Below are 18,389 nucleotides of genomic sequence, written 5' to 3'. Positions count from 1 at the left end.
GGGCCAGGGTCATGACAAAGGAGAGGGCGCACGTGCGCAAGGCAGTACAGATCACGGGGGCGGCGATCTTCGCCGCTGTGCTGATGACGGGTTGCGGCAGCAGCGGCGGCGAGAAGGACAAGGAGACGGGCCAGCCGGCCCCGACCGGGGCCTCGAAGCCCGCCGACGCCCCGAAGGACAAGCCGGCCGAGACCCCGGCCAAGCAGGTCACGGCCCCCGACCTCGCGGGCGGCTGGTCCAACGGCGGCAAGCTCGCCGACAAGAGCATCGTCGTCCTCACCTTCGCCGACAAGATCGTGGCGATCAGCGGCAAGTCCACCTGCACCGGTGAGCTCGTCGACAACGCCCAGCCGGTCACCATCAACGTCAAGCACTGCCAGGACGGCGCCAAGGACTACACCACGGGCACCATCAAGGACTTCACCGGCAAGTCCTTCACGGTGGCCTGGGCCTCCGGCAAGGAGGAGAAGTACAACAAGGCCATGAGCGCGGACGGCAAGCCCGCCGGCGTCGGCATCCCCGGCCTCCCCGCCAAGCCCGGCAGCTGAACCCCTCCGGCCGTACGCCGCTGCCCGGCGCCCCCTGTGCGGGCGCCGGGCAGCGGCGTACGGGGCCGCGGACGCGGCGCGGCCTCAGCGCACGAACGTCCCCGCCTGGCCCGCCAGATCGAGGAAGTACTGCGGGGCCACACCGAGCACCAGCGTCACCACGACGCCCAGCGCGATGGCCGTGGACGTCAGCGGGCTCGGCACCGAGACGGTCGGGCCCTCCGCCTTCGGCTCACTGAAGAACATCAGCACGATGACCCGGATGTAGAAGAACGCGGCGATCGCCGAGGACAGCACGCCCACGATGACCAGCGGCGCCGCGCCGCCCTGCGCCGCCGCCTTGAAGACGGCGAACTTCCCGGCGAAGCCGCTGGTCAGCGGGATGCCCGCGAAGGCCAGCAGGAAGACCGCGAAGACGGCCGCGACCAGCGGCGAACGCCGGCCCAGCCCGGCCCACTTCGACAGGTGCGTCGCCTCGCCGCCCGCGTCGCGCACCAGCGTCACGACCGCGAAGGCGCCCAGAGTGACGAACGAGTAGGCGCCCAGGTAGAAGAGCACCGAGGAGACACCGTCGGGGGTGGTGGCGATGACACCGGCGAGGATGAACCCGGCGTGGGCGATGGAGGAGTAGGCCAGCAACCGCTTCACATCGGTCTGGGTGACGGCCACGACCGCGCCCACCAGCATCGTGACGATCGCGACGCCCCACATCACCGGCCGCCAGTCCCAGCGCATGCCCGGCAGCACGACGTACAGCAGCCGCAGCAGGGCGCCGAACGCGGCGACCTTCGTCGCGGCCGCCATGAAGCCCGTGACCGGGGTGGGAGCGCCCTGGTAGACGTCGGGGGTCCACATGTGGAACGGCACCGCGCCCACCTTGAACAGCAGCCCCACCAGCACCATCGCGCCGCCGATCAGCAGCAGCGCGTCATTGCCGGTCGTCGACGCGAGCGCCGGGTCGAGGGTCCGCGTGGTGCCGCCGACGACGTCGGCGATGCCGGAGTACGTGACCGTGCCGGCGTAGCCGTACAGCAGCGCCACCCCGAACAGCAGGAACGCCGAGGAGAAGGCTCCCAGCAGGAAGTACTTGACGGCCGACTCCTGCGACAGCAGCCGCTGGCGGCGGGCGAGCGCGCACAGCACGTACAGCGGGAGGGAGAACACCTCGAGGGCGACGAAGAGGGTCAGCAGGTCGTTCGCGGCGGGGAAGACGAGCATGCCGCCGATGGCGAACAGCACGAGCGGGAAGACCTCGGTGGTCGTCATCCCCGCCGCCACGGCCTTGCGCTCCGCCTCGCCGCCCGGCACCGCGGCGCCCTGAGCGGCGAAGGAGTCGACCGGCCGGCCGTGCGCCATCGGCTCGAGGCGGCGCTCGGCGAAGGTGAACGCCGCGACCAGGCCGACGAGGAGGATGGTGCCCTGCAGGAACAGCGCCGGCCCGTCCACGGCGACAGCCCCCATGGCGGCGATGCGCGCCTTGTCGCCGGCGTAGCCGCCCGCGGCGAGCGCGATCACGGCGGCGAAGGCGGCGGCCAGGCCGACCACGGTCAGCAGGAGCTGGGCGTGGTGGCGGGCACGGCGCGGCAGGAAGGCCTCGGCGAGGACGCCCAGCAGTGCGGCGCCGAGCACGATGAGCGTCGGCGAGAGCTGGGCGTACTCGATGTGCGGCCCGGGGATCCTGACCGGCGGCTCGGCCGCCGCCGCTGTCCACAGGCTGTGGACGGTTGCTGCGTGGCTCACTTCGCGGCCTCCACATCGTTCACGTGTACGTCGGGCTTCGGGTCGCTCCGGTGCACCTGCGACATCGTGTGCTCGACGGCCGGATCGACGATCCGGGTCACCGGCTTGGGATAGACGCCGAAGACCAGCAGCAGCACGATCAGCGGCGCCACCACGACGAGCTCGCGCACCCGCAGGTCCGGCATCCCCCGCACGGGCCCGGCCACCGGCCCGGTCATCGTGCGCTGGTAGAGCACGAGGACGTACAGCGCGGCGAGCACGATGCCCACGGTGGCCAGGACGCCGATGACGGGATAGCGGCTGAACGTGCCCACCAGCACCAGGAATTCGGAGACGAAGGGCGCGAGCCCCGGCAGCGAGAGCGTGGCCAGCCCGCCGACGAGGAAGGTGCCGGCCAGGACCGGGGCGACCTTCTGCACACCGCCGTAGTCGGCGATGAGCCGAGAGCCGCGCCGGGAGATCAGGAAGCCGGCCACCAGCATCAGCGCGGCCGTGGAGATCCCGTGGTTGACCATGTAGAGCGTGGCGCCGCCCTGGCCCTGGGTGGTCATCGCGAAGATGCCCAGGATGATGAAGCCGAAGTGGGAGATCGAGGCGTAGGCGATCAGGCGCTTGATGTCCCGCTGCCCGACGGCCAGCAGCGCCCCGTAGAGGATGCTGATCAGCGACAGCACCAGGATCACCGGCGTGGCCCACTTCGAGGCCTCCGGGAACAGCTGGAGGCAGAAGCGCAGCATCGCGAACGTGCCGACCTTGTCGACGACGGCGGTGATCAGCACGGCGACGGGGGCGGTGGCCTCGCCCATGGCGTTGGGCAGCCAGGTGTGCAGCGGCCACAGCGGCGCCTTGACCGCGAAGGCGAAGAAGAAGCCGAGGAACAGGGCGCGTTCGGTGGTGGTGGCGAACTCCAGCCTGCCGTCGGCGCGGGCCTGGACGATCTCCGTGAGGGAGAAGGTGCCGGTGCCCAGCTGGTGGGCGGTGACCGCGTAGAGCCCGATGACGGCGGCCAGCATGATCAGGCCGCCGACGAGGTTGTAGAGCAGGAACTTCACGGCGGCGTACGAGCGTTGGGCGGCCGCCTCGGCCTCGCCGCGCCCGCCCGCCCGGTCCCCGAAGCCGCCGATGAGGAAGTACATCGGGATGAGCATGGCTTCGAAGAAGATGTAGAAGAGGAAGACGTCGGTGGCCTCGAAGGCGATCACCACCATCGCCTCGACCATGAGGATCAGCGCGAAGAAGCCCTGGGTGGGCCGCCAGCGCGTGGAGGAGTCCTCGAGGGGGTCGGCGTCGTGCCAGCCCGCCAGGACGACGAAGGGGATCAGCAGCGCGGTGAGCGCGATGAGCACCACCGAGATGCCGTCCACGCCCAGGTCGTAGCGGACCCCGAAGTCCTTGATCCAGGCGTGCGATTCGGTGAGCTGGAACGGGCCCTCGGCGTCCGGGTCGAAGCGCACGAGCTGCGCCGCCGCGAGCAGCAGTGTGGCGAGCGAGACGCCCAGCGCCAGCCACTTGGCGGCCGTGCGCCGCGCGGCCGGGACGGCGGCCGTGGCGAGGGCGCCGGCCGCGGGCACCACGGCCGTGGCCGTCAGGAGGGGAAATGACATCACTAGACCGCCCTCATCAGCAGGGTCGCGGCGATGAGCACCGCCGCACCGCCGAACATCGAGACCGCGTACGACCGCGCGAAGCCGTTCTGCAGCCTGCGCATCCGGCCCGACAGGCCGCCGATGGAGGCGGCGGTGCCGTTGACGACGCCGTCGACCAGCGTGTGGTCGACGTAGACGAGGCTGCGGGTGAGGTGCTCGCCGCCGCGGACCAGCACGACGTGGTTGAAGTCGTCCTGCAGCAGGTCGCGCCGGGCGGCCCGTACCAGCAGCCCGCCGGGCGGCGCCGTGACCGGCACCGGCCGGCGTCCGTACTGCGCCCAGGCCAGTGCCACGCCCACCACGAGCACGACCATGGTGGCCGCGGTGACCTGCGTGGCGGTGAGCGGGGAGTCGCCCTCGGCGTAGCCGGTGACCGGCTCCAGCCATTTCAGGAAGGCTTCGTTGACGCTGAACAGGCCGCCGGCGAAGACCGATCCGAAGGCGAGGACGATCATGGGGATCGTCATCGTCCGGGGGGACTCGTGGGGGTGGGGCTTCTTCCCGTCGGCGCCCGGCTGCCAGCGCTTCTCGCCGAAGAACGTCAGCAGCATCACCCGCGTCATGTAGTACGCCGTGATGGCCGCGCCCAGCAGCGTGGCGCCGCCCAGGATCCAGCCCTCGGTGCCGCCCCTGGCGAAGGCGGCCTCGATGATCTTGTCCTTGGAGAAGAAGCCGGACAGGCCCGGGAAGCCGATGATGGCGAGGTAGCCGAGCCCGAACGTCACGAACGTGACCGGCATGTACGTCCGCAGGCCGCCGTAACGCCGCATGTCGACCTCGTCGTTCATGCCGTGCATCACCGAGCCGGCGCCGAGGAAGAGCCCGGCCTTGAAGAAGCCGTGGGTGACCAGGTGCATGATCGCGAAGACATAGCCGATCGGGCCGAGGCCGGCGGCGAGGATCATGTAGCCGATCTGGGACATCGTCGAGCCCGCCAGGGCCTTCTTGATGTCGTCCTTCGCGCAACCGACGATCGCACCGAAGAGCAGCGTCACCGCGCCCACCGTGACCACGGCCGTCTGCGCGTCGGGGGCCGCGTCGAAGATCGCCCCCGACCGGACGATGAGATAGACGCCGGCGGTCACCATCGTCGCCGCGTGGATGAGCGCGGAGACGGGCGTCGGGCCCTCCATGGCGTCGCCGAGCCAGCTCTGCAGCGGGACCTGCGCCGACTTTCCGCAGGCGGCGAGGAGGAGCATGAGCCCGATGGCCGTCAGCTTGCCCTCGCCCGCCCGGTCCGCGTACTCGAGCACCGGGCCGAAGGCGAAGGTGCCGAAGGTGGTGAACATGAGCATCACGGCGATCGACAGGCCCATGTCGCCGACGCGGTTGACGAGGAAGGCCTTCTTGGCCGCCGTGGCGGCGCTCGGCTTGTGCTGCCAGAAGCCGATGAGCAGGTACGAGGCGAGGCCGACGCCCTCCCAGCCCACGTACAGCAGGAGGTAGTTGTCGGCGAGGACCAGCAGCAGCATCGCCGCGAGGAAGAGGTTCAGATAGCCGAAGAAACGCCGCCGCCGCTCGTCGTGCTCCATGTAGCCGACCGAGTAGAGGTGGATCAGCGAGCCCACGCCGGTGATCAGCAGCACGAAGGTCATCGACAACTGGTCGAGCTGGAAGCCCACGTCGGCGCGGAAGCCGCCGACGGGCACCCAGCTGAAGACGGTCGTGCCCAGCTCGCGGTCGTCGGCGGGCCGGCCGAGGAGGTCGGCGAAGAGCACCACGCCGATGACGAAGGACGCGGCGGCGAGCAGGGTGCCGATCCAGTGCCCGGTGCGGTCGAGCCGTCGGCCGCCGCACAGCAGCACGCCCGCGCCCAGCAAGGGGGCCAGGACGAGCAATCCGATGAGGTTCTCCACCGTGGTGTCCCCTTACAGCTTCAGCAGGCTGGCGTCGTCGACCGAGGCCGAGTGGCGGGAGCGGAAGATCGTCACGATGATGGCCAGGCCGATCACGACCTCGGCGGCGGCCACGACCATCGTGAAGAAGGCGATGATCTGGCCGTCGAGGTTGCCGTGCAGCCGGGAGAAGGTGACGAAGGCCAGGTTGCAGGCGTTCAGCATCAGCTCGACGCACATGAAGATGACGATCGCGTTCCGCCGGATGAGCACGCCGGCGGCGCCGATGGTGAACAGCAGGGCCGCCAGGTAGAGGTAGTTGGCCGGGTTCACTGGGCACGCTCCTCGGAACGGTCGTTGTTCCTCTCCAGCCATTCCTTGGAGCGCTGCTCCAGGGCCGCCAGGTCCTCGAGCGCCTCGCCGGAGACGTCGCGGACCTGGCCGCGGGCACGCAGCGTCGGGTTGACCGTGAGCTCCGACGGCGTGCCGTCGGGCAACAGGCCGGGGATGTCGACGGCGTTGTGCCGGGCGTAGACGCCGGGGGCGGGCAGCGGCGGGAGGTGCTTGCCGCGCACGCGCGCCTCGGAGCGTTCGCGCTGGGTGGCGGGGCGGCCGGTGCGCTCGCGGTGGGTGAGGACCATCGCGCCGACGACCGCGGTGATGAGCAGGGCGCCGGTGATCTCGAAGGCGAAGACGTACTTGGTGAAGATCAGCGCGGCCAGGCCCTGGACGTTGCCGCCGGCGTTGGCCTGGCCGAGGCCGTTGAAGTCCCGCAGCGAGGCGTTGGCGATGCCGGCCCCGAGCAGGATGCCGAAGCCCAGCACGCACAGCCCGGCGAGCAGGCGCTGGCCCCGGATCGTCTCCTTCAGCGAGTCGGCGGCGGTGACGCCCACCAGCATCACCACGAACAGGAACAGCATCATGATCGCGCCGGTGTAGACCACGATCTGCACGATGCCCAGGAAGTAGGCGCCGTTGGCGAGATAGAAGACCGCCAGGACGATCATCGTCCCGGCGAGGGAGAGGGCGCTGTGCACGGCCTTCTTCATCAGCACCGCGCCCAGCGCGCCCGCCACGGCGACGACCGCCAGCACCCAGAACTGGACCGCCTCGCCGGTGGAGGTGCTCGAGGCGGCAGCGGCGACGGAACTCATGCCTCCACCCCTTCGTCCTCGGGCTTCTCCCCCTTGGAGACGGCCACTTGGCGCTCCGTCCCCGGCGCGGCCTCCGTCACCAGGCCGCGGTAGTAGTCCTTCTCCGTCATGCCGGGGTAGATGGCGTGCGGGGTGTCGACCATGCGGTCCTCCAGCCCCGCCAGCAGCTGTTCCTTGGTGTAGATGAGCGACTCGCGGCTGGCGTCGGCCAGTTCGTACTCGTTCGTCATCGTCAGGGCCCGGGTCGGGCAGGCCTCGACGCACAGGCCGCACAGGATGCAGCGGAGGTAGTTGATCTGGTAGACGCGGCCGTACCGCTCGCCCGGGGAGTAGCGCTCCTCGTCGGTGTTGTCCGCGCCCTCGACGTAGATGGCGTCCGCCGGGCAGGCCCAGGCGCACAGCTCGCAGCCGATGCACTTCTCCAGCCCGTCCGGATGGCGGTTGAGCTGGTGGCGGCCGTGGAAGCGCGGCGCCGTGTGCTTCTTCTCCTCCGGATACTGCTCGGTCAGCCGCTTCTTGAACATGGCCTTGAAGGTCACGCCGAAGCCGGCCACGGGGTTCTGGAACTCAGACACCGTCGGCCTCCTTTCGGTCACGAGGAGTGTCCACCCCGCCACTGACAATGAGCTCCCGGTCCTGCCGGGACCGGCGCCGGGGCACGGGGGGCGGGGTCTGGCCGGGCAGCGGCGGCACGGGGAAGCCGCCCGCCATCGGGTCGAACGCGGGTGGCGGTCCCGCGGCCGGCTCCCCGCCCCGCTCGCCGTCCCGGCCGCGGCCGCGGAAGAGGTCGGCGAGCATCGACAGCAGCAGGACGGCGAGGACGGCGCCCCCGACGTAGAGCACGATGTCCTGGAAGTCGTAGTTCTCGTTCCGCAGCGCCCGGACGGTCGCCACGAGCATCAGCCAGGTCACCGAGACCGGGATGAGCACCTTCCAGCCCAGCTTCATCAGCTGGTCGTAGCGCACCCGGGGCAGCGTGCCGCGCAGCCAGATGAAGAAGAAGAGCAGCAGCTGCACCTTGATGACGAACCACAGCATCGGCCACCAGCCGTGGTTGGCGCCCTCCCAGAAGGAGGAGACCGGGTACGGGGCCCGCCAGCCGCCCAGGAAGAGGGTGGCCGCGACCGCCGAGACCGTCACCATGTTCACGTACTCGGCGAGCATGAACATCGCGAACTTGATGGAGGAGTACTCGGTGTTGAAACCGCCGACCAGGTCGCCCTCGGACTCCGGCATGTCGAAGGGGGCCCGGTTGGTCTCCCCGACCATCGTCGCGATGTAGATCAGGAACGACACCGGCAGCAGCAGGACGTACCAGCGGTCGTGCTGCGCCTCGACGATCGCCGAGGTCGACATCGAGCCGGAGTAGAGGAACACCGAAGCGAAGGCCGCGCCCATCGCGATCTCGTACGAGATCATCTGCGCGCACGACCGCAGGCCGCCCAGCAGCGGATACGTCGAGCCCGACGACCAGCCGGCCAGCACGATGCCGTAGATGCCGACCGAGGCGACCGCGAGGATGTAGAGCACCGCGATCGGCAGGTCGGTCAGCTGCATGGTCGTGCGGTGGCCGAAGATCGAGACCTCGTTGCCGGAGGGGCCGAAGGGGATCACGGCGATCGCCATGAAGGCCGGGATCGCGGCCACGACCGGCGCCAGCACATAGACGACCTTGTCGGCGCGCCGGACGATCACGTCTTCCTTGAGCATCAGCTTGATGCCGTCGGCCAGCGACTGCAGCATCCCCCACGGGCCGTGCCGGTTGGGGCCGATGCGCAGCTGCATCCAGGCGACGACCTTGCGCTCCCAGACGATGGAGAACAACACCGTCACCATCAGGAACGCGAAGCAGAAGACGGCCTTCACCACCACCAGCCACCACGGATCCCTGCCGAACATCGACAGGTCCTCCGCGGCCAGCCCCACCAGTCCGGTACCACTCAGCGCAGGGCTCACGGCCGCACCTCCCGTCCCGCGTCGCCGGTGTCGCCGGCGCTCTCGTCGACATCCGCGCCGATCCGTACGAGCTCCCCCGGCCGCGCCCCCGCGTCGGAGGCCACGCCGCCGCCCACGGAGTTCAGCGGCAGCCACACCACCCGGTCCGGCATCGGCGTCACCCGCAGCGGCAGCCGTACGGTGCCGGCCGGACCGGTCACCGCCAGCACCTCGCCGTCGCGCACCCCCGCCTCGGCAGCGGTCGCCGGCGACAGCCGGGCGAGCGCCTCGTGCCGCGTGCCGGCCAGCGCCTCGTCGCCGTCCTGCAGCCTGCCCCGGTCGAGCAGCAGCCGGTGCCCGGCGAGCACCGCCTCGCCCTTCTCCGGGCGCGGCAGCGGCCGCCCCGGCTCGTCCGGGCCCGCGGCCCGCTCGCCGGACCACGCGCCCAGCCCCGCCAGCTCCGCCCGTACCGCGTGCACGTCCGGCAGCCGCAGGTCCGTGCCCATCGTGTCGGCCAGCATGTGCAGCACCCGGGCGTCCGGCAGTGTGTGCCGCCGCGTCACCTGGTCCGGCTTGACGGCCACCTCGAACGGCCGGGCCCGGCCCTCCCAGTTCAGGAACGTGCCCGCCTTCTCCACCACGGCCGCGACCGGCAGCACCACGTCCGCGCGGTCCGACACCTCGCTCGGCCGCTGCTCCAGGCTGACCAGGAACCCGACCGCGTCCAGGGCCTCGCGCGCCCGCGCCGGATCGGGCAGGTCCGCGACCTCCACGCCGCCCACGAGCAGCGCGCCCAGCTCGCCCCGGGCCGCCGCCTCCAGGATCTGGCCGGTGTCCCGGCCGGGGCTGCGGGGCAGCTCGTCCATGCCCCAGGCCGCCGCCGTCTCCTCCCGCGCCCGCGGGTCGGTCGTCGGCCGGCCGCCCGGCAGCAGGCCCGGCAGGGCGCCCGCCTCGAGCGCGCCGCGCTCGCCCGCCCGGCGCGGGATCCACACCAGGCGCGCGCCCGTGGCCCCGGCCGCCGCCACGGCGGCCGTCAGCGCGCCCGGCACGCCCGCCAGGCGCTCGCCGACGACGATCAGCGCGCCAGGTGCCCGTAGCGCCTCGGCGGCCGCCCGGCCGTCCGCGTCCAGGCCCGAGGAGCCCGCCAGCGCCCGCAGCCACTCGGTCTCGGTGCCCGGCGCCGCCGGCAGCAGCGTGCCGCCCGCCTTCACCAGCCCCGGGGTGAGGTGGGTGGCCAGCGAGAACGTCCGCAGGCCGCGCTTGCGCCAGGCCTTGCGCAGCCGCAGGAAGACGCCGGGGGCCTCCTCCTCCGCCTCGAGGCCGGCCAGCAGCACGGCCGGCGCCTGCTCCAGCGCCGTGTACGTCACGCCCGTGCCGTCCACGTCCCGCCCGCGCCCGGCCACCTGGGCCGCGAGGAAGTCGGCCTCCTCGCCGCTGTGGACCCGTGCCCGGAAGTCGACGTCATGGGTGTCGAGCGCCACGCGCGCGAACTTGGCGTAGGCGTACGCGTCCTCCACCGTCAGCCGCCCGCCCGGCAGCACCCCGGCCCGGCCCCTGGCCGCCGCCAGCCCCTGGGCCGCCGCCTCCAGGGCCTCCGGCCAGCTCGCCGGCTCCAGCGCCCCCGAGGCGCCCCGCACCAGCGGCGTCCCGAAGCGCTCCGGCCGCTGCGCGTAGCGGAACGCGAAGCGGCCCTTGTCGCACAGCCACTCCTCGTTGACCTCCGGATCCTCGGCGGCCAGCCGGCGCATCACCTTGCCGCGCCGGTGGTCCGTACGCGTCGCGCAGCCGCCCGCGCAGTGCTCGCACACCGTCGGCGAGGAGACCAGGTCGAACGGCCGGGCGCGGAAGCGGTACGCCGCCGAGGTGAGCGCGCCCACCGGGCAGATCTGGATGGTGTTGCCGGAGAAGTACGACCGGAAGGGGTCGCCCTCGCCCGTGCCGACCTGCTCCAGCGCCCCGCGCTCGAGCAGCTCGATCATCGGGTCGCCGGCGATCTCGTTGGAGAAGCGGGTGCAGCGCGCGCACAGCACGCACCGCTCGCGGTCCAGCAGGATCTGCGGGGAGATGGGCACCGGCTTCTGGTAGGTGCGCTTGCGGCCCTCGAAGCGGCTGTCGGCCTGGCCCGCGGACATGGCCTGGTTCTGCAGCGGGCACTCGCCGCCCTTGTCGCAGACCGGGCAGTCGAGCGGGTGGTTGATCAGCAGCAGCTCCATCACGCCGCGCTGCGCCTTCTCGGCGACGGCCGACGTGAGCTGGGTGCGCACCACCATGCCGTCGGTGCAGGTGATCGTGCAGGAGGCCATCGGCTTGCGCTGGCCCTCGACCTCGACGATGCACTGCCGGCAGGCACCGGCCGGGTCCAGCAGCGGGTGGTCGCAGAAGCGCGGGATCTCGATGCCGAGCAGCTCGGCGGCCCGGATGACCAGCGTCCCCTTGGGGACGGAGATCTGGATGCCGTCGATGGTGACGGACACCAGGTCCTCGGGCGGCACGGGCGCGCTCCCCCCGCCGGAGGGAGCGGACGTGGTGACGGTCATGCGTTCACTCCCACGGGAGAGTGCCGGTGGTTGTCGGGGTCGTCGGCCCAGACGGTGGACCTCGCCGGGTCGAAGGGGCAGCCCCGGCCCTTGACGTGCTGCTCGTACTCCGCGCGGAAGTACTTCAGCGAGGAGAAGATGGGGCTCGCCGCGCCGTCGCCGAGCGCGCAGAAGGACTTGCCGTTGATGTTGTCGGCGATGTCGGCGAGCTTGTCGAGGTCGCTCATGCGGCCCTTGCCGGCCTCGATGTCGCGCAGCAACTGCACCAGCCAGTACGTCCCTTCACGACAGGGCGTGCACTTGCCGCAGGACTCGTGGGCGTAGAACTCGGTCCAGCGCGTGACGGCCCGCACGACGCAGGTGGTCTCGTCGAAGCACTGCAGGGCCTTGGTGCCGAGCATCGAGCCGGCCGCGCCCACGGCCTCGTAGTCCAGCGGCACGTCCAGGTGCTCGTCGGTGAGCAGCGGGGTCGAGGAGCCGCCGGGCGTCCAGAACTTGAGCCGGTGGCCGGGGCGCATGCCGCCGCTCATGCCGAGCAGCTGGCCGAGCGTGATGCCCAGCGGCGCCTCGTACTGGCCGGGGTTGGCGACGTGGCCGCTGAGGGAGTAGAGCGTGAAGCCCGGGGACTTCTCGCTGCCCATCGAACGGAACCACTCCTTGCCCTTGTTGAGGATCGCGGGCACGGAGGCGATGGACTCGACGTTGTTGACCACCGTGGGGCAGGCGTACAGGCCCGCGACGGCCGGGAAGGGGGGCCGGAGCCTGGGCTGGCCGCGCCGGCCCTCGAGGGAGTCGAGGAGGGCGGTCTCCTCGCCGCAGATGTACGCGCCCGCCCCGGCGTGCACGGTGATGTCCAGGTCGAGCCCGCTGCCGAGGATGTTCCGGCCGAGGTAGCCCGCCGCGTACGCCTCGCGCACGGCCTCGTGCAGCCGGCGCAGCACGGGCACGGTCTCGCCGCGCAGGTAGATGAAGGCGCGGCTGGAGCGGATCGCCCAGCAGGCGATCAGCATGCCCTCGATGAGGGAGTGCGGGTTGGCGAACAGGAGCGGGATGTCCTTGCAGGTGCCGGGCTCGGATTCGTCGGCGTTGACGACGAGGTAGTGCGGCTTGTCGTCGCCCTGCGGGATGAACTGCCACTTCATGCCGGTCGGGAAGCCTGCGCCGCCACGGCCGCGCAGACCCGAGTCCTTGACGTAGGCGATGACGTCGTCGGGTGTCATCGCCAGCGCCTTGCGCGCGCCTTCGTAGCCCTCGTGCCGCAGGTAGGTCTCCAGCGTCCACGAGCGGGGCTCGTCCCAGAACGCGCTGAGGACGGGAGCGAGCAGCTTCTCGGGGCTGGTCTCGAAGATCTCGGGTGCCACGGTCATCCCTCCCCCTCCTCGGTGACCGGCCCGCTGGGGTGATCGGGGTCCGAGGCGGATGTCTTCTGGGGCGCGTCGTGGGAGCTGAGGTGCTCCGGGGGGCGCTCGTCATGGGGCGGCGCGCCGCGCGGGGGCCCGACGCGCGCCGGTCCGGCCTCGCCCTTGGCCAGCCGCAGCCCGGCCAGCGAGGCGGGTCCGGCGCCGCCGCCCGCCTCGACGGCGCCGGGCCGCCGGTCGGGGAAGCCGGCCAGGATGCGGGCCGTCTCCTTGTACGTGCACAGGGGCGCCCCGCGGGTGGGCTCGACGGTGCGGCCCGCGCGGAGGTCGTCGACGAGCCGCCGGGCGCTCTCGACGGTCTGGTTGTCGAAGAACTCCCAGTTGACCATCACCACGGGCGCGAAGTCGCAGGCGGCGTTGCACTCGATGTGCTCGAGGGTGATGCTGCCGTCCTCGGTGGTCCCGCCGTTGGCGACGCCGAGGTGGCGCTTGAGGTCGTCGAAGATGGCGTCGCCGCCCAGCACCGCGCACAGGGTGTTGGTGCACACCCCGACCTGGTAGTCGCCGCCGGGAGCGCGCCGGTACATGGTGTAGAAGGTCGCGACCGCCGTGACCTCGGCCGTGGTGAGGCCGAGGAGTTCGGCGCACAGGCGGATGCCGGTGCGGCTGACGTGGCCCTCCTCGGCCTGCACCAGGTGCAGCAGCGGCAGCAGGGCGCTACGGCTGTCGGGATAGCGGGCGATCACCTCCCGGGCGTCCGCCTCGAGCCGGGCCCGTACGTCGGCGGGATAGTCGGGCGCGGGGAGCTGCGGCATCCCCAGCTGTACGTCGCTCACCGGTCCACGCCTCCCATGACGGGGTCGATCGAGGCCACGGCCACGATGACGTCGGCGACCTGGCCGCCTTCGCACATCGCCGCCATGGCCTGCAGGTTGGTGAAGGAGGGGTCGCGGAAGTGGACCCGGTAGGGGCGGGTGCCGCCGTCGCTGACCACGTGCACGCCGAGCTCGCCCTTGGGCGACTCCACGGCCGTGTACGCCTGGCCGGGCGGCACCCGGAAGCCCTCCGTCACCAGCTTGAAGTGGTGGATCAGGGCCTCCATCGAGGTGCCCATGATCTTCTTGATGTGGTCGAGGGAGTTGCCGAGCCCGTCGGGGCCGAGGGCCAGCTGGGCGGGCCAGGCGATCTTCTTGTCCCCGACCATGACGGGGCCGGGCTGGAGCCGGTCCAGGCACTGCTCGACGATGCGCAGCGACTCGCGCATCTCCTCCAGGCGGATCAGGAACCGCCCGTAGGCGTCGCAGGTGTCGGCGGTGGGGACCTCGAAGTCGTACGTGTCGTAGCCGCAGTACGGCTGCGCCTTGCGCAGGTCGTGCGGGAGGCCGGCGGAGCGCAGGATGGGGCCGGTGGCGCCCAGCGCCATGCAGCCGGTCAGGTCGAGGTAGCCGACGTCCTGCATGCGGCCCTTGAAGATGGGGTTGCCGGTGGCGAGCTTGTCGTACTCGGGAAGGTTCCGGCGCATCTTCTTGACGAACTCGCGCACCTGGTCCACCGCGCCGGGCGGCAGGTCCTGGGCGAGACCGCCGGGGCGTACGTAGGCGTGGTTCATCCGCAGGCCGGTGATCAGCTCGAAGATGTCGAGGACCAGCTCGCGGTCGCGGAAGCCGTAGATCATGATCGTGGTGGCGCCGAGCTCCATGCCGCCGGTGGCGATGGCCACCAGGTGGGAGGAGATTCGGTTCAGCTCCATGAGCATGACCCGGACCACCGAGGCGCGGTCGGGGACCTCGCCCTCGATGCCCAGCAGCTTCTCCACGGCCAGGCAGTACGCCGTCTCGTTGAAGAAGGGCGTGAGGTAGTCCATGCGCGTCACGAACGTGGTGCCCTGGGTCCAGGTCCGGAACTCGAGGTTCTTCTCGATGCCGGTGTGGAGGTAGCCGATGCCGCAGCGGGCCTCGGTGACCGTCTCGCCGTCGATCTCCAGGATCAGGCGCAGCACCCCATGGGTGGAGGGGTGCTGGGGGCCCATGTTGACGATGATGCGCTCGTCGTCGGCCTGCCTGGCGGCGGAGGCGATCTCGTCCCAGTCGCCGCCGGTGACGGTGTAGACCGGGCCCTCGGTGGTCTCGCGGGGGCCGGCGTCGTTCGGGGTGGTCATCAGCTGTACGACCTCCGCTGGTCCGGAGCCGGGATCTGGGCGCCCTTGTACTCGACGGGGATGCCGCCGAGGGGGTAGTCCTTGCGCTGCGGGAAGCCCTGCCAGTCGTCCGGCATCATGATCCGCGTGAGCGCGGGGTGACCGTCGAAGACGAGACCGAAGAAGTCGTAGGTCTCGCGCTCGTGCCAGTCGTTGGTGGGATAGACGTCGACGATCGAGGGGAGATGCCGGTCGTCGTCGGGGACGCCGACCTCCAGCCTGATCAGCCGGTTGTGGGTGATCGAGCGCAGGTGGTAGACCGCGTGCAGCTCGCGCCCCTTGTCGCCGGGGAAGTGCACCCCGCTCACGCCCGTGCACAGCTCGAAGCGCAGCGCGGGGTCGTCGCGCAGGGTCCGGGCGACGCGCGGCAGATGCTCACGGGCGATGTGGAAGGTGAGCTCGTCGCGGTCGACGACGGTCTTCTCGATCGCGTTCTCCGGCACCAGGCCCTGCTCCTCGAGGGCGCCCTCCAGCTCGTCGGCGACCTCGTCGAACCACCCCCCGTACGGCCGGGTGGCCTGGCCGGGCAGCCGTACGGTCCGTACGAGCCGACCGTAGCCGGTGGTGTCACCGCCGGCGTCCGCGCCGAACATGCCGTGCCGGACGCCGATGACCTCGCCGTGGTCGAGCCGCTGGCCGGGGAGGTTCTGGGCGGCGGCCTCCTTGTCGGGGTTGACGCCGTTGGCGGCGTTGGCCGCGCCCGCGGTTTCGGGAGCCGCGCCCGCGGTGTCCGGGGCCTTGGCGTCCGGGGCCTTGGCCTTCGAACCGTTGGTGGTCGGGCCCTTGGGATTCGATCCCTTGGCGTCCGGGCCCTTGGAGTTCGAGTTCTTGGGGTTCGAGTTCTTGGGGTTCGAGTTCTCGGGGTTCGGCTCGCTCATCGCAGCAGCCCCTTCATCTCGATCAGCGGCAGGGCCTTGAGCGCCGCGCGCTCCGCCTCCTCCTCCGCCTCCTCGCGGTGCACGCCGAGCTTCTCGTTCTGGATCTTCTTGTGCAGCTTGAGGATCGAGTCCAGGAGCATCTCGGGGCGCGGCGGGCAGCCCGGCAGATAGATGTCCACCGGCACGATGTGGTCGACGCCCTGCACGATCGCGTAGTTGTTGAACATGCCGCCGCTGGACGCACAGACCCCCATGGAGATCACCCACTTGGGGTTGGGCATCTGGTCGTAGACCTGCCGCAGCACGGGCGCCATCTTCTGACTCACCCTGCCCGCCACGATCATCAGATCGGCCTGGCGGGGCGAGCCGCGGAAGACCTCCATGCCGAAGCGGGCCAGGTCGTAGCGGCCCGCGCCGGTGGTCATCATCTCGATGGCGCAGCAGGCCAGGCCGAAGGTGGCGGGGAAGACGGATGCCTTGCGCACCCACCCCGCGGCCTGTTCGACGGTGGTCAGCAGAAAGCCGCTCGGCAGCTTCTCCTCGAGTCCCATCCGGGGCCCCCTTAGTCCCATTCCAGGCCGCCGCGCCGCCATACGTAGGCGTAGGCGACGAAGACGGTGAGCACGAAGAGGAGCATCTCCACGAGCCCGAACATCCCCAGGGAGTCGAAGGTGACCGCCCAGGGGTAGAGGAAGACGATCTCGATGTCGAAGACGATGAAGAGCATCGCCGTCAGGTAGTACTTGATCGGGAAGCGGCCGCCACCGGCCGGGTGCGGGGTCGGTTCGATGCCGCATTCGTAGGCCTCGAGCTTGGCCCGGTTGTAGCGCTTGGGCCCGACGATCGATGCCATGACCACGGAGAAGATCGCGAAGCCTGCACCGAGGGCTCCCAGTACGAGGATGGGCGCGTAGGCGTTCACCGCTCCTCGCTCCTTCCAGTCTGTCGACGCTGACTGCTGGCTGACCGGACCCGGCGGCGGAGGTCCTCGGCGAAGATCGCCGACATGTGAGGCAGTTCACAAGCCCGGGTCGACTGCATCCTATGCCCGCTGGTCTGTGATCTGCGACACGGCGTACACGACCACGTTTGTGATCTCCACCACCTGACGAACGATCATCAAGTCGGATGATCGGCGATCTTCATACGCGAAGCGGTCGAGCGGTGACCAAGGGTGACATCCGGAGGGCGAAGTGCTGGTCGGGGGCGGTGAGCCACTATCAAGAAGTGCCGCCTGCACGCAAATTGACATGATCGATTGTCAACTGATAGGCGCGCGCAACCCGCTGGGGCGACGGCGGTCAGCGCGCGTCCCGGGTGCCCTTCCGGACCACCCCCGCACCGCTCCCGGCAGACCGTTTCATCCTCGTCGTGCGACCGATCCTCATACCGCTTCACAAGCCTCCACAGAGACGCGCGTTGCGTGAGTTCCGCCACGCGACGGGAGGTTCGGCGACCGGTTCTGATGGGTAGCCTCGACGCGCGAGCTGTAAAGGTGATAAGAGGCCAACCGTGCGCCGCCGGAGTCCAAAAGCCGTGCTGAGGCGCCTGTTCCGCCGCCCGGACCTCCCTCGCGTCGTGACCGTCCCGTGATCAAAGTTGGGAATTTCGGACGCGTACACGCCAAATGTGACGCAGGTCACTTACCTTGAACTCACCCAGTGCGGACTGATAGTCCCTTGTCCCATGTCCCCGAACGCGCACATAACCAGCCACCGGAAGCCCCGTCGCCCCGCGTCCCAGTCCTGGGTCGTCCGCACGGGTGTGGCCGGTGGCGTCCTCAGCACCCTGGCCGTCGCCGGCGCGGGCTCCGCCTCCGCCAGTGCCGACAAGCCCACCGAGGCGACGATGGAGATGCCCGCGTTCAACGCGGACCTCGCCACGTCCATCGCGCAGAGCGCGGTCGCCACCCAGCAGACCGCCGTCGACTACCAGGTCCGCGCGCAGGTGGAGGAGGCCCTCGACAACGCCAAGACCGACGCGAAGAAGGCCAAGGACGAGGCCGAGCGCAAGGCCGAGGCGGAGCGCAAGGTCAAGGAGAAGGCCGAGGCGGACGAGGCACGTGCCTCCCGCGGCGGCGAGCGCTCTGCCCTGGGCACCAAGTCGGCGTCCGCCGACGAGTCGGGCACCTCCGTGTCCACCAAGAAGTCCAGCGCGACGGGCAGCGTGGCCACCCTGGTCGACTTCCTGTACAGCAAGGCCGGCAAGGCCTCCTACGTCATGGGCTCCACCGGTCCGAACGCCTACGACTGCTCCGGCCTGGTCATGGCCGCCTACAGCCAGATCGGCATCGACCTGCCGCGCGTCTCGCAGGACCAGTCGACGGCCGGCACCCAGGTGTCGACCTCGAACCTGCAGGTCGGCGACATCCTCTACTGGGGCCCCGCGGGCAGCGCTTACCACGTGGCCATATACGTGGGTGGCGGCAATTTCATCGGCGCGCAGAACCCGGACAAGGGCGTCGTCGAGCAGCCCCTGAGCTACTCCCCGCCGACGGGTGCCGTGCGCGTCCTCTGACCCGCCCCCTCGTCACCGGGCTTCACGCCTCATCCGGAAGGCCG

General features: G+C 70.8%; 16 protein-coding genes. 2 read left to right on the top strand and 14 right to left on the bottom strand.

Features of this window, described 5'->3' with window-relative positions:
- The first annotated feature begins 32 nt into the window (after positions 1-32).
- Positions 33-548 carry a hypothetical protein gene (locus AB4K12_RS25870; RefSeq protein ID WP_368436622.1) on the top strand — a complete coding sequence of 172 codons (516 nt, stop codon included), beginning with the start codon at positions 33-35 and terminating at the stop codon, positions 546-548.
- A gap of 84 nt (positions 549-632) precedes the next feature.
- Here AB4K12_RS25870 and nuoN read toward each other — a convergent pair whose 3' ends face one another.
- Genes nuoN through AB4K12_RS25800 form a run of 14 tightly spaced genes read right to left on the bottom strand, consistent with a single transcriptional unit; the run spans position 633 to position 16,750 of the window.
- Positions 633-2,288, bottom strand: a complete 1,656-nt coding sequence (gene nuoN, locus AB4K12_RS25865; protein ID WP_368436620.1) for an NADH-quinone oxidoreductase subunit NuoN — start codon at positions 2,286-2,288, stop codon at positions 633-635.
- Positions 2,285-3,892, bottom strand: a complete 1,608-nt coding sequence (locus tag AB4K12_RS25860; RefSeq protein WP_368436618.1) for an NADH-quinone oxidoreductase subunit M — start codon at positions 3,890-3,892, stop codon at positions 2,285-2,287. Before AB4K12_RS25860 ends, nuoN begins: the two co-directional genes overlap by 4 nt.
- A 2-nt stretch (positions 3,893-3,894) precedes the next feature.
- Positions 3,895-5,790, bottom strand: a complete 1,896-nt coding sequence (nuoL, locus tag AB4K12_RS25855) for an NADH-quinone oxidoreductase subunit L (RefSeq protein ID WP_368436616.1) — start codon at positions 5,788-5,790, stop codon at positions 3,895-3,897.
- Between the two features lie 12 nt (positions 5,791-5,802).
- Positions 5,803-6,102 carry an NADH-quinone oxidoreductase subunit NuoK gene (gene nuoK, locus AB4K12_RS25850; protein WP_086568347.1) on the bottom strand — a complete coding sequence of 100 codons (300 nt, stop codon included), beginning with the start codon at positions 6,100-6,102 and terminating at the stop codon, positions 5,803-5,805.
- Entirely contained in the window at positions 6,099-6,923 is an 825-nt protein-coding gene (locus AB4K12_RS25845) for an NADH-quinone oxidoreductase subunit J (protein ID WP_368436614.1), read from the bottom strand. Before AB4K12_RS25845 ends, nuoK begins: the two co-directional genes overlap by 4 nt.
- Positions 6,920-7,498 carry an NADH-quinone oxidoreductase subunit NuoI gene (gene nuoI / locus AB4K12_RS25840; protein WP_368436612.1) on the bottom strand — a complete coding sequence of 193 codons (579 nt, stop codon included), beginning with the start codon at positions 7,496-7,498 and terminating at the stop codon, positions 6,920-6,922. Before nuoI ends, AB4K12_RS25845 begins: the two co-directional genes overlap by 4 nt.
- The gene (nuoH, locus tag AB4K12_RS25835; protein WP_368436945.1) at positions 7,491-8,822 is read right to left on the bottom strand and encodes an NADH-quinone oxidoreductase subunit NuoH; all 1,332 of its coding nucleotides are present in this window, start codon (positions 8,820-8,822) and stop codon (positions 7,491-7,493) included. Before nuoH ends, nuoI begins: the two co-directional genes overlap by 8 nt.
- 53 nt (positions 8,823-8,875) lie before the next feature.
- Complete coding sequence (locus AB4K12_RS25830) at positions 8,876-11,395, bottom strand: NADH-quinone oxidoreductase subunit G (protein ID WP_368436610.1); 2,520 nt, start codon at positions 11,393-11,395, stop codon at positions 8,876-8,878.
- A complete protein-coding gene (gene nuoF / locus AB4K12_RS25825; protein WP_368436609.1) occupies positions 11,392-12,762 on the bottom strand; it encodes an NADH-quinone oxidoreductase subunit NuoF in 1,371 nt (456 codons plus the stop codon). Before nuoF ends, AB4K12_RS25830 begins: the two co-directional genes overlap by 4 nt.
- Entirely contained in the window at positions 12,759-13,568 is an 810-nt protein-coding gene (nuoE, locus tag AB4K12_RS25820; protein WP_368436943.1) for an NADH-quinone oxidoreductase subunit NuoE, read from the bottom strand. Before nuoE ends, nuoF begins: the two co-directional genes overlap by 4 nt.
- 17 nt (positions 13,569-13,585) lie before the next feature.
- Positions 13,586-14,911 (bottom strand): NADH-quinone oxidoreductase subunit D, encoded by a 1,326-nt coding sequence (locus AB4K12_RS25815; protein ID WP_368436607.1) that lies wholly within the window; start codon positions 14,909-14,911, stop codon positions 13,586-13,588.
- Positions 14,911-15,828 carry an NADH-quinone oxidoreductase subunit C gene (locus AB4K12_RS25810; RefSeq protein ID WP_368436605.1) on the bottom strand — a complete coding sequence of 306 codons (918 nt, stop codon included), beginning with the start codon at positions 15,826-15,828 and terminating at the stop codon, positions 14,911-14,913. The genes AB4K12_RS25815 and AB4K12_RS25810 overlap by 1 nt, the downstream gene beginning before the upstream one ends.
- Entirely contained in the window at positions 15,825-16,379 is a 555-nt protein-coding gene (locus tag AB4K12_RS25805; RefSeq protein ID WP_368436602.1) for an NADH-quinone oxidoreductase subunit B family protein, read from the bottom strand. The genes AB4K12_RS25810 and AB4K12_RS25805 overlap by 4 nt, the downstream gene beginning before the upstream one ends.
- Before the next feature lie 11 nt (positions 16,380-16,390).
- On the bottom strand, positions 16,391-16,750 hold the full coding sequence (locus tag AB4K12_RS25800) for an NADH-quinone oxidoreductase subunit A (RefSeq protein WP_086568361.1): 360 nt from the start codon (positions 16,748-16,750) through the stop codon (positions 16,391-16,393).
- A gap of 764 nt (positions 16,751-17,514) precedes the next feature.
- Between AB4K12_RS25800 and AB4K12_RS25795 the strand changes: the two genes are divergently transcribed.
- Positions 17,515-18,345 (top strand): C40 family peptidase, encoded by an 831-nt coding sequence (locus AB4K12_RS25795; protein WP_368436600.1) that lies wholly within the window; start codon positions 17,515-17,517, stop codon positions 18,343-18,345.
- Positions 18,346-18,389: the final 44 nt, after the last annotated feature.

The sequence above is a fragment of the Streptomyces sp. C36 genome (assembly GCF_040932295.1).
Lineage (GTDB): Bacteria > Actinomycetota > Actinomycetes > Streptomycetales > Streptomycetaceae > Streptomyces > Streptomyces triculaminicus.
The sequence above is the reverse complement of the archived record's forward strand: the minus strand, read 5'-3'. Positions and strand labels throughout refer to the sequence as shown.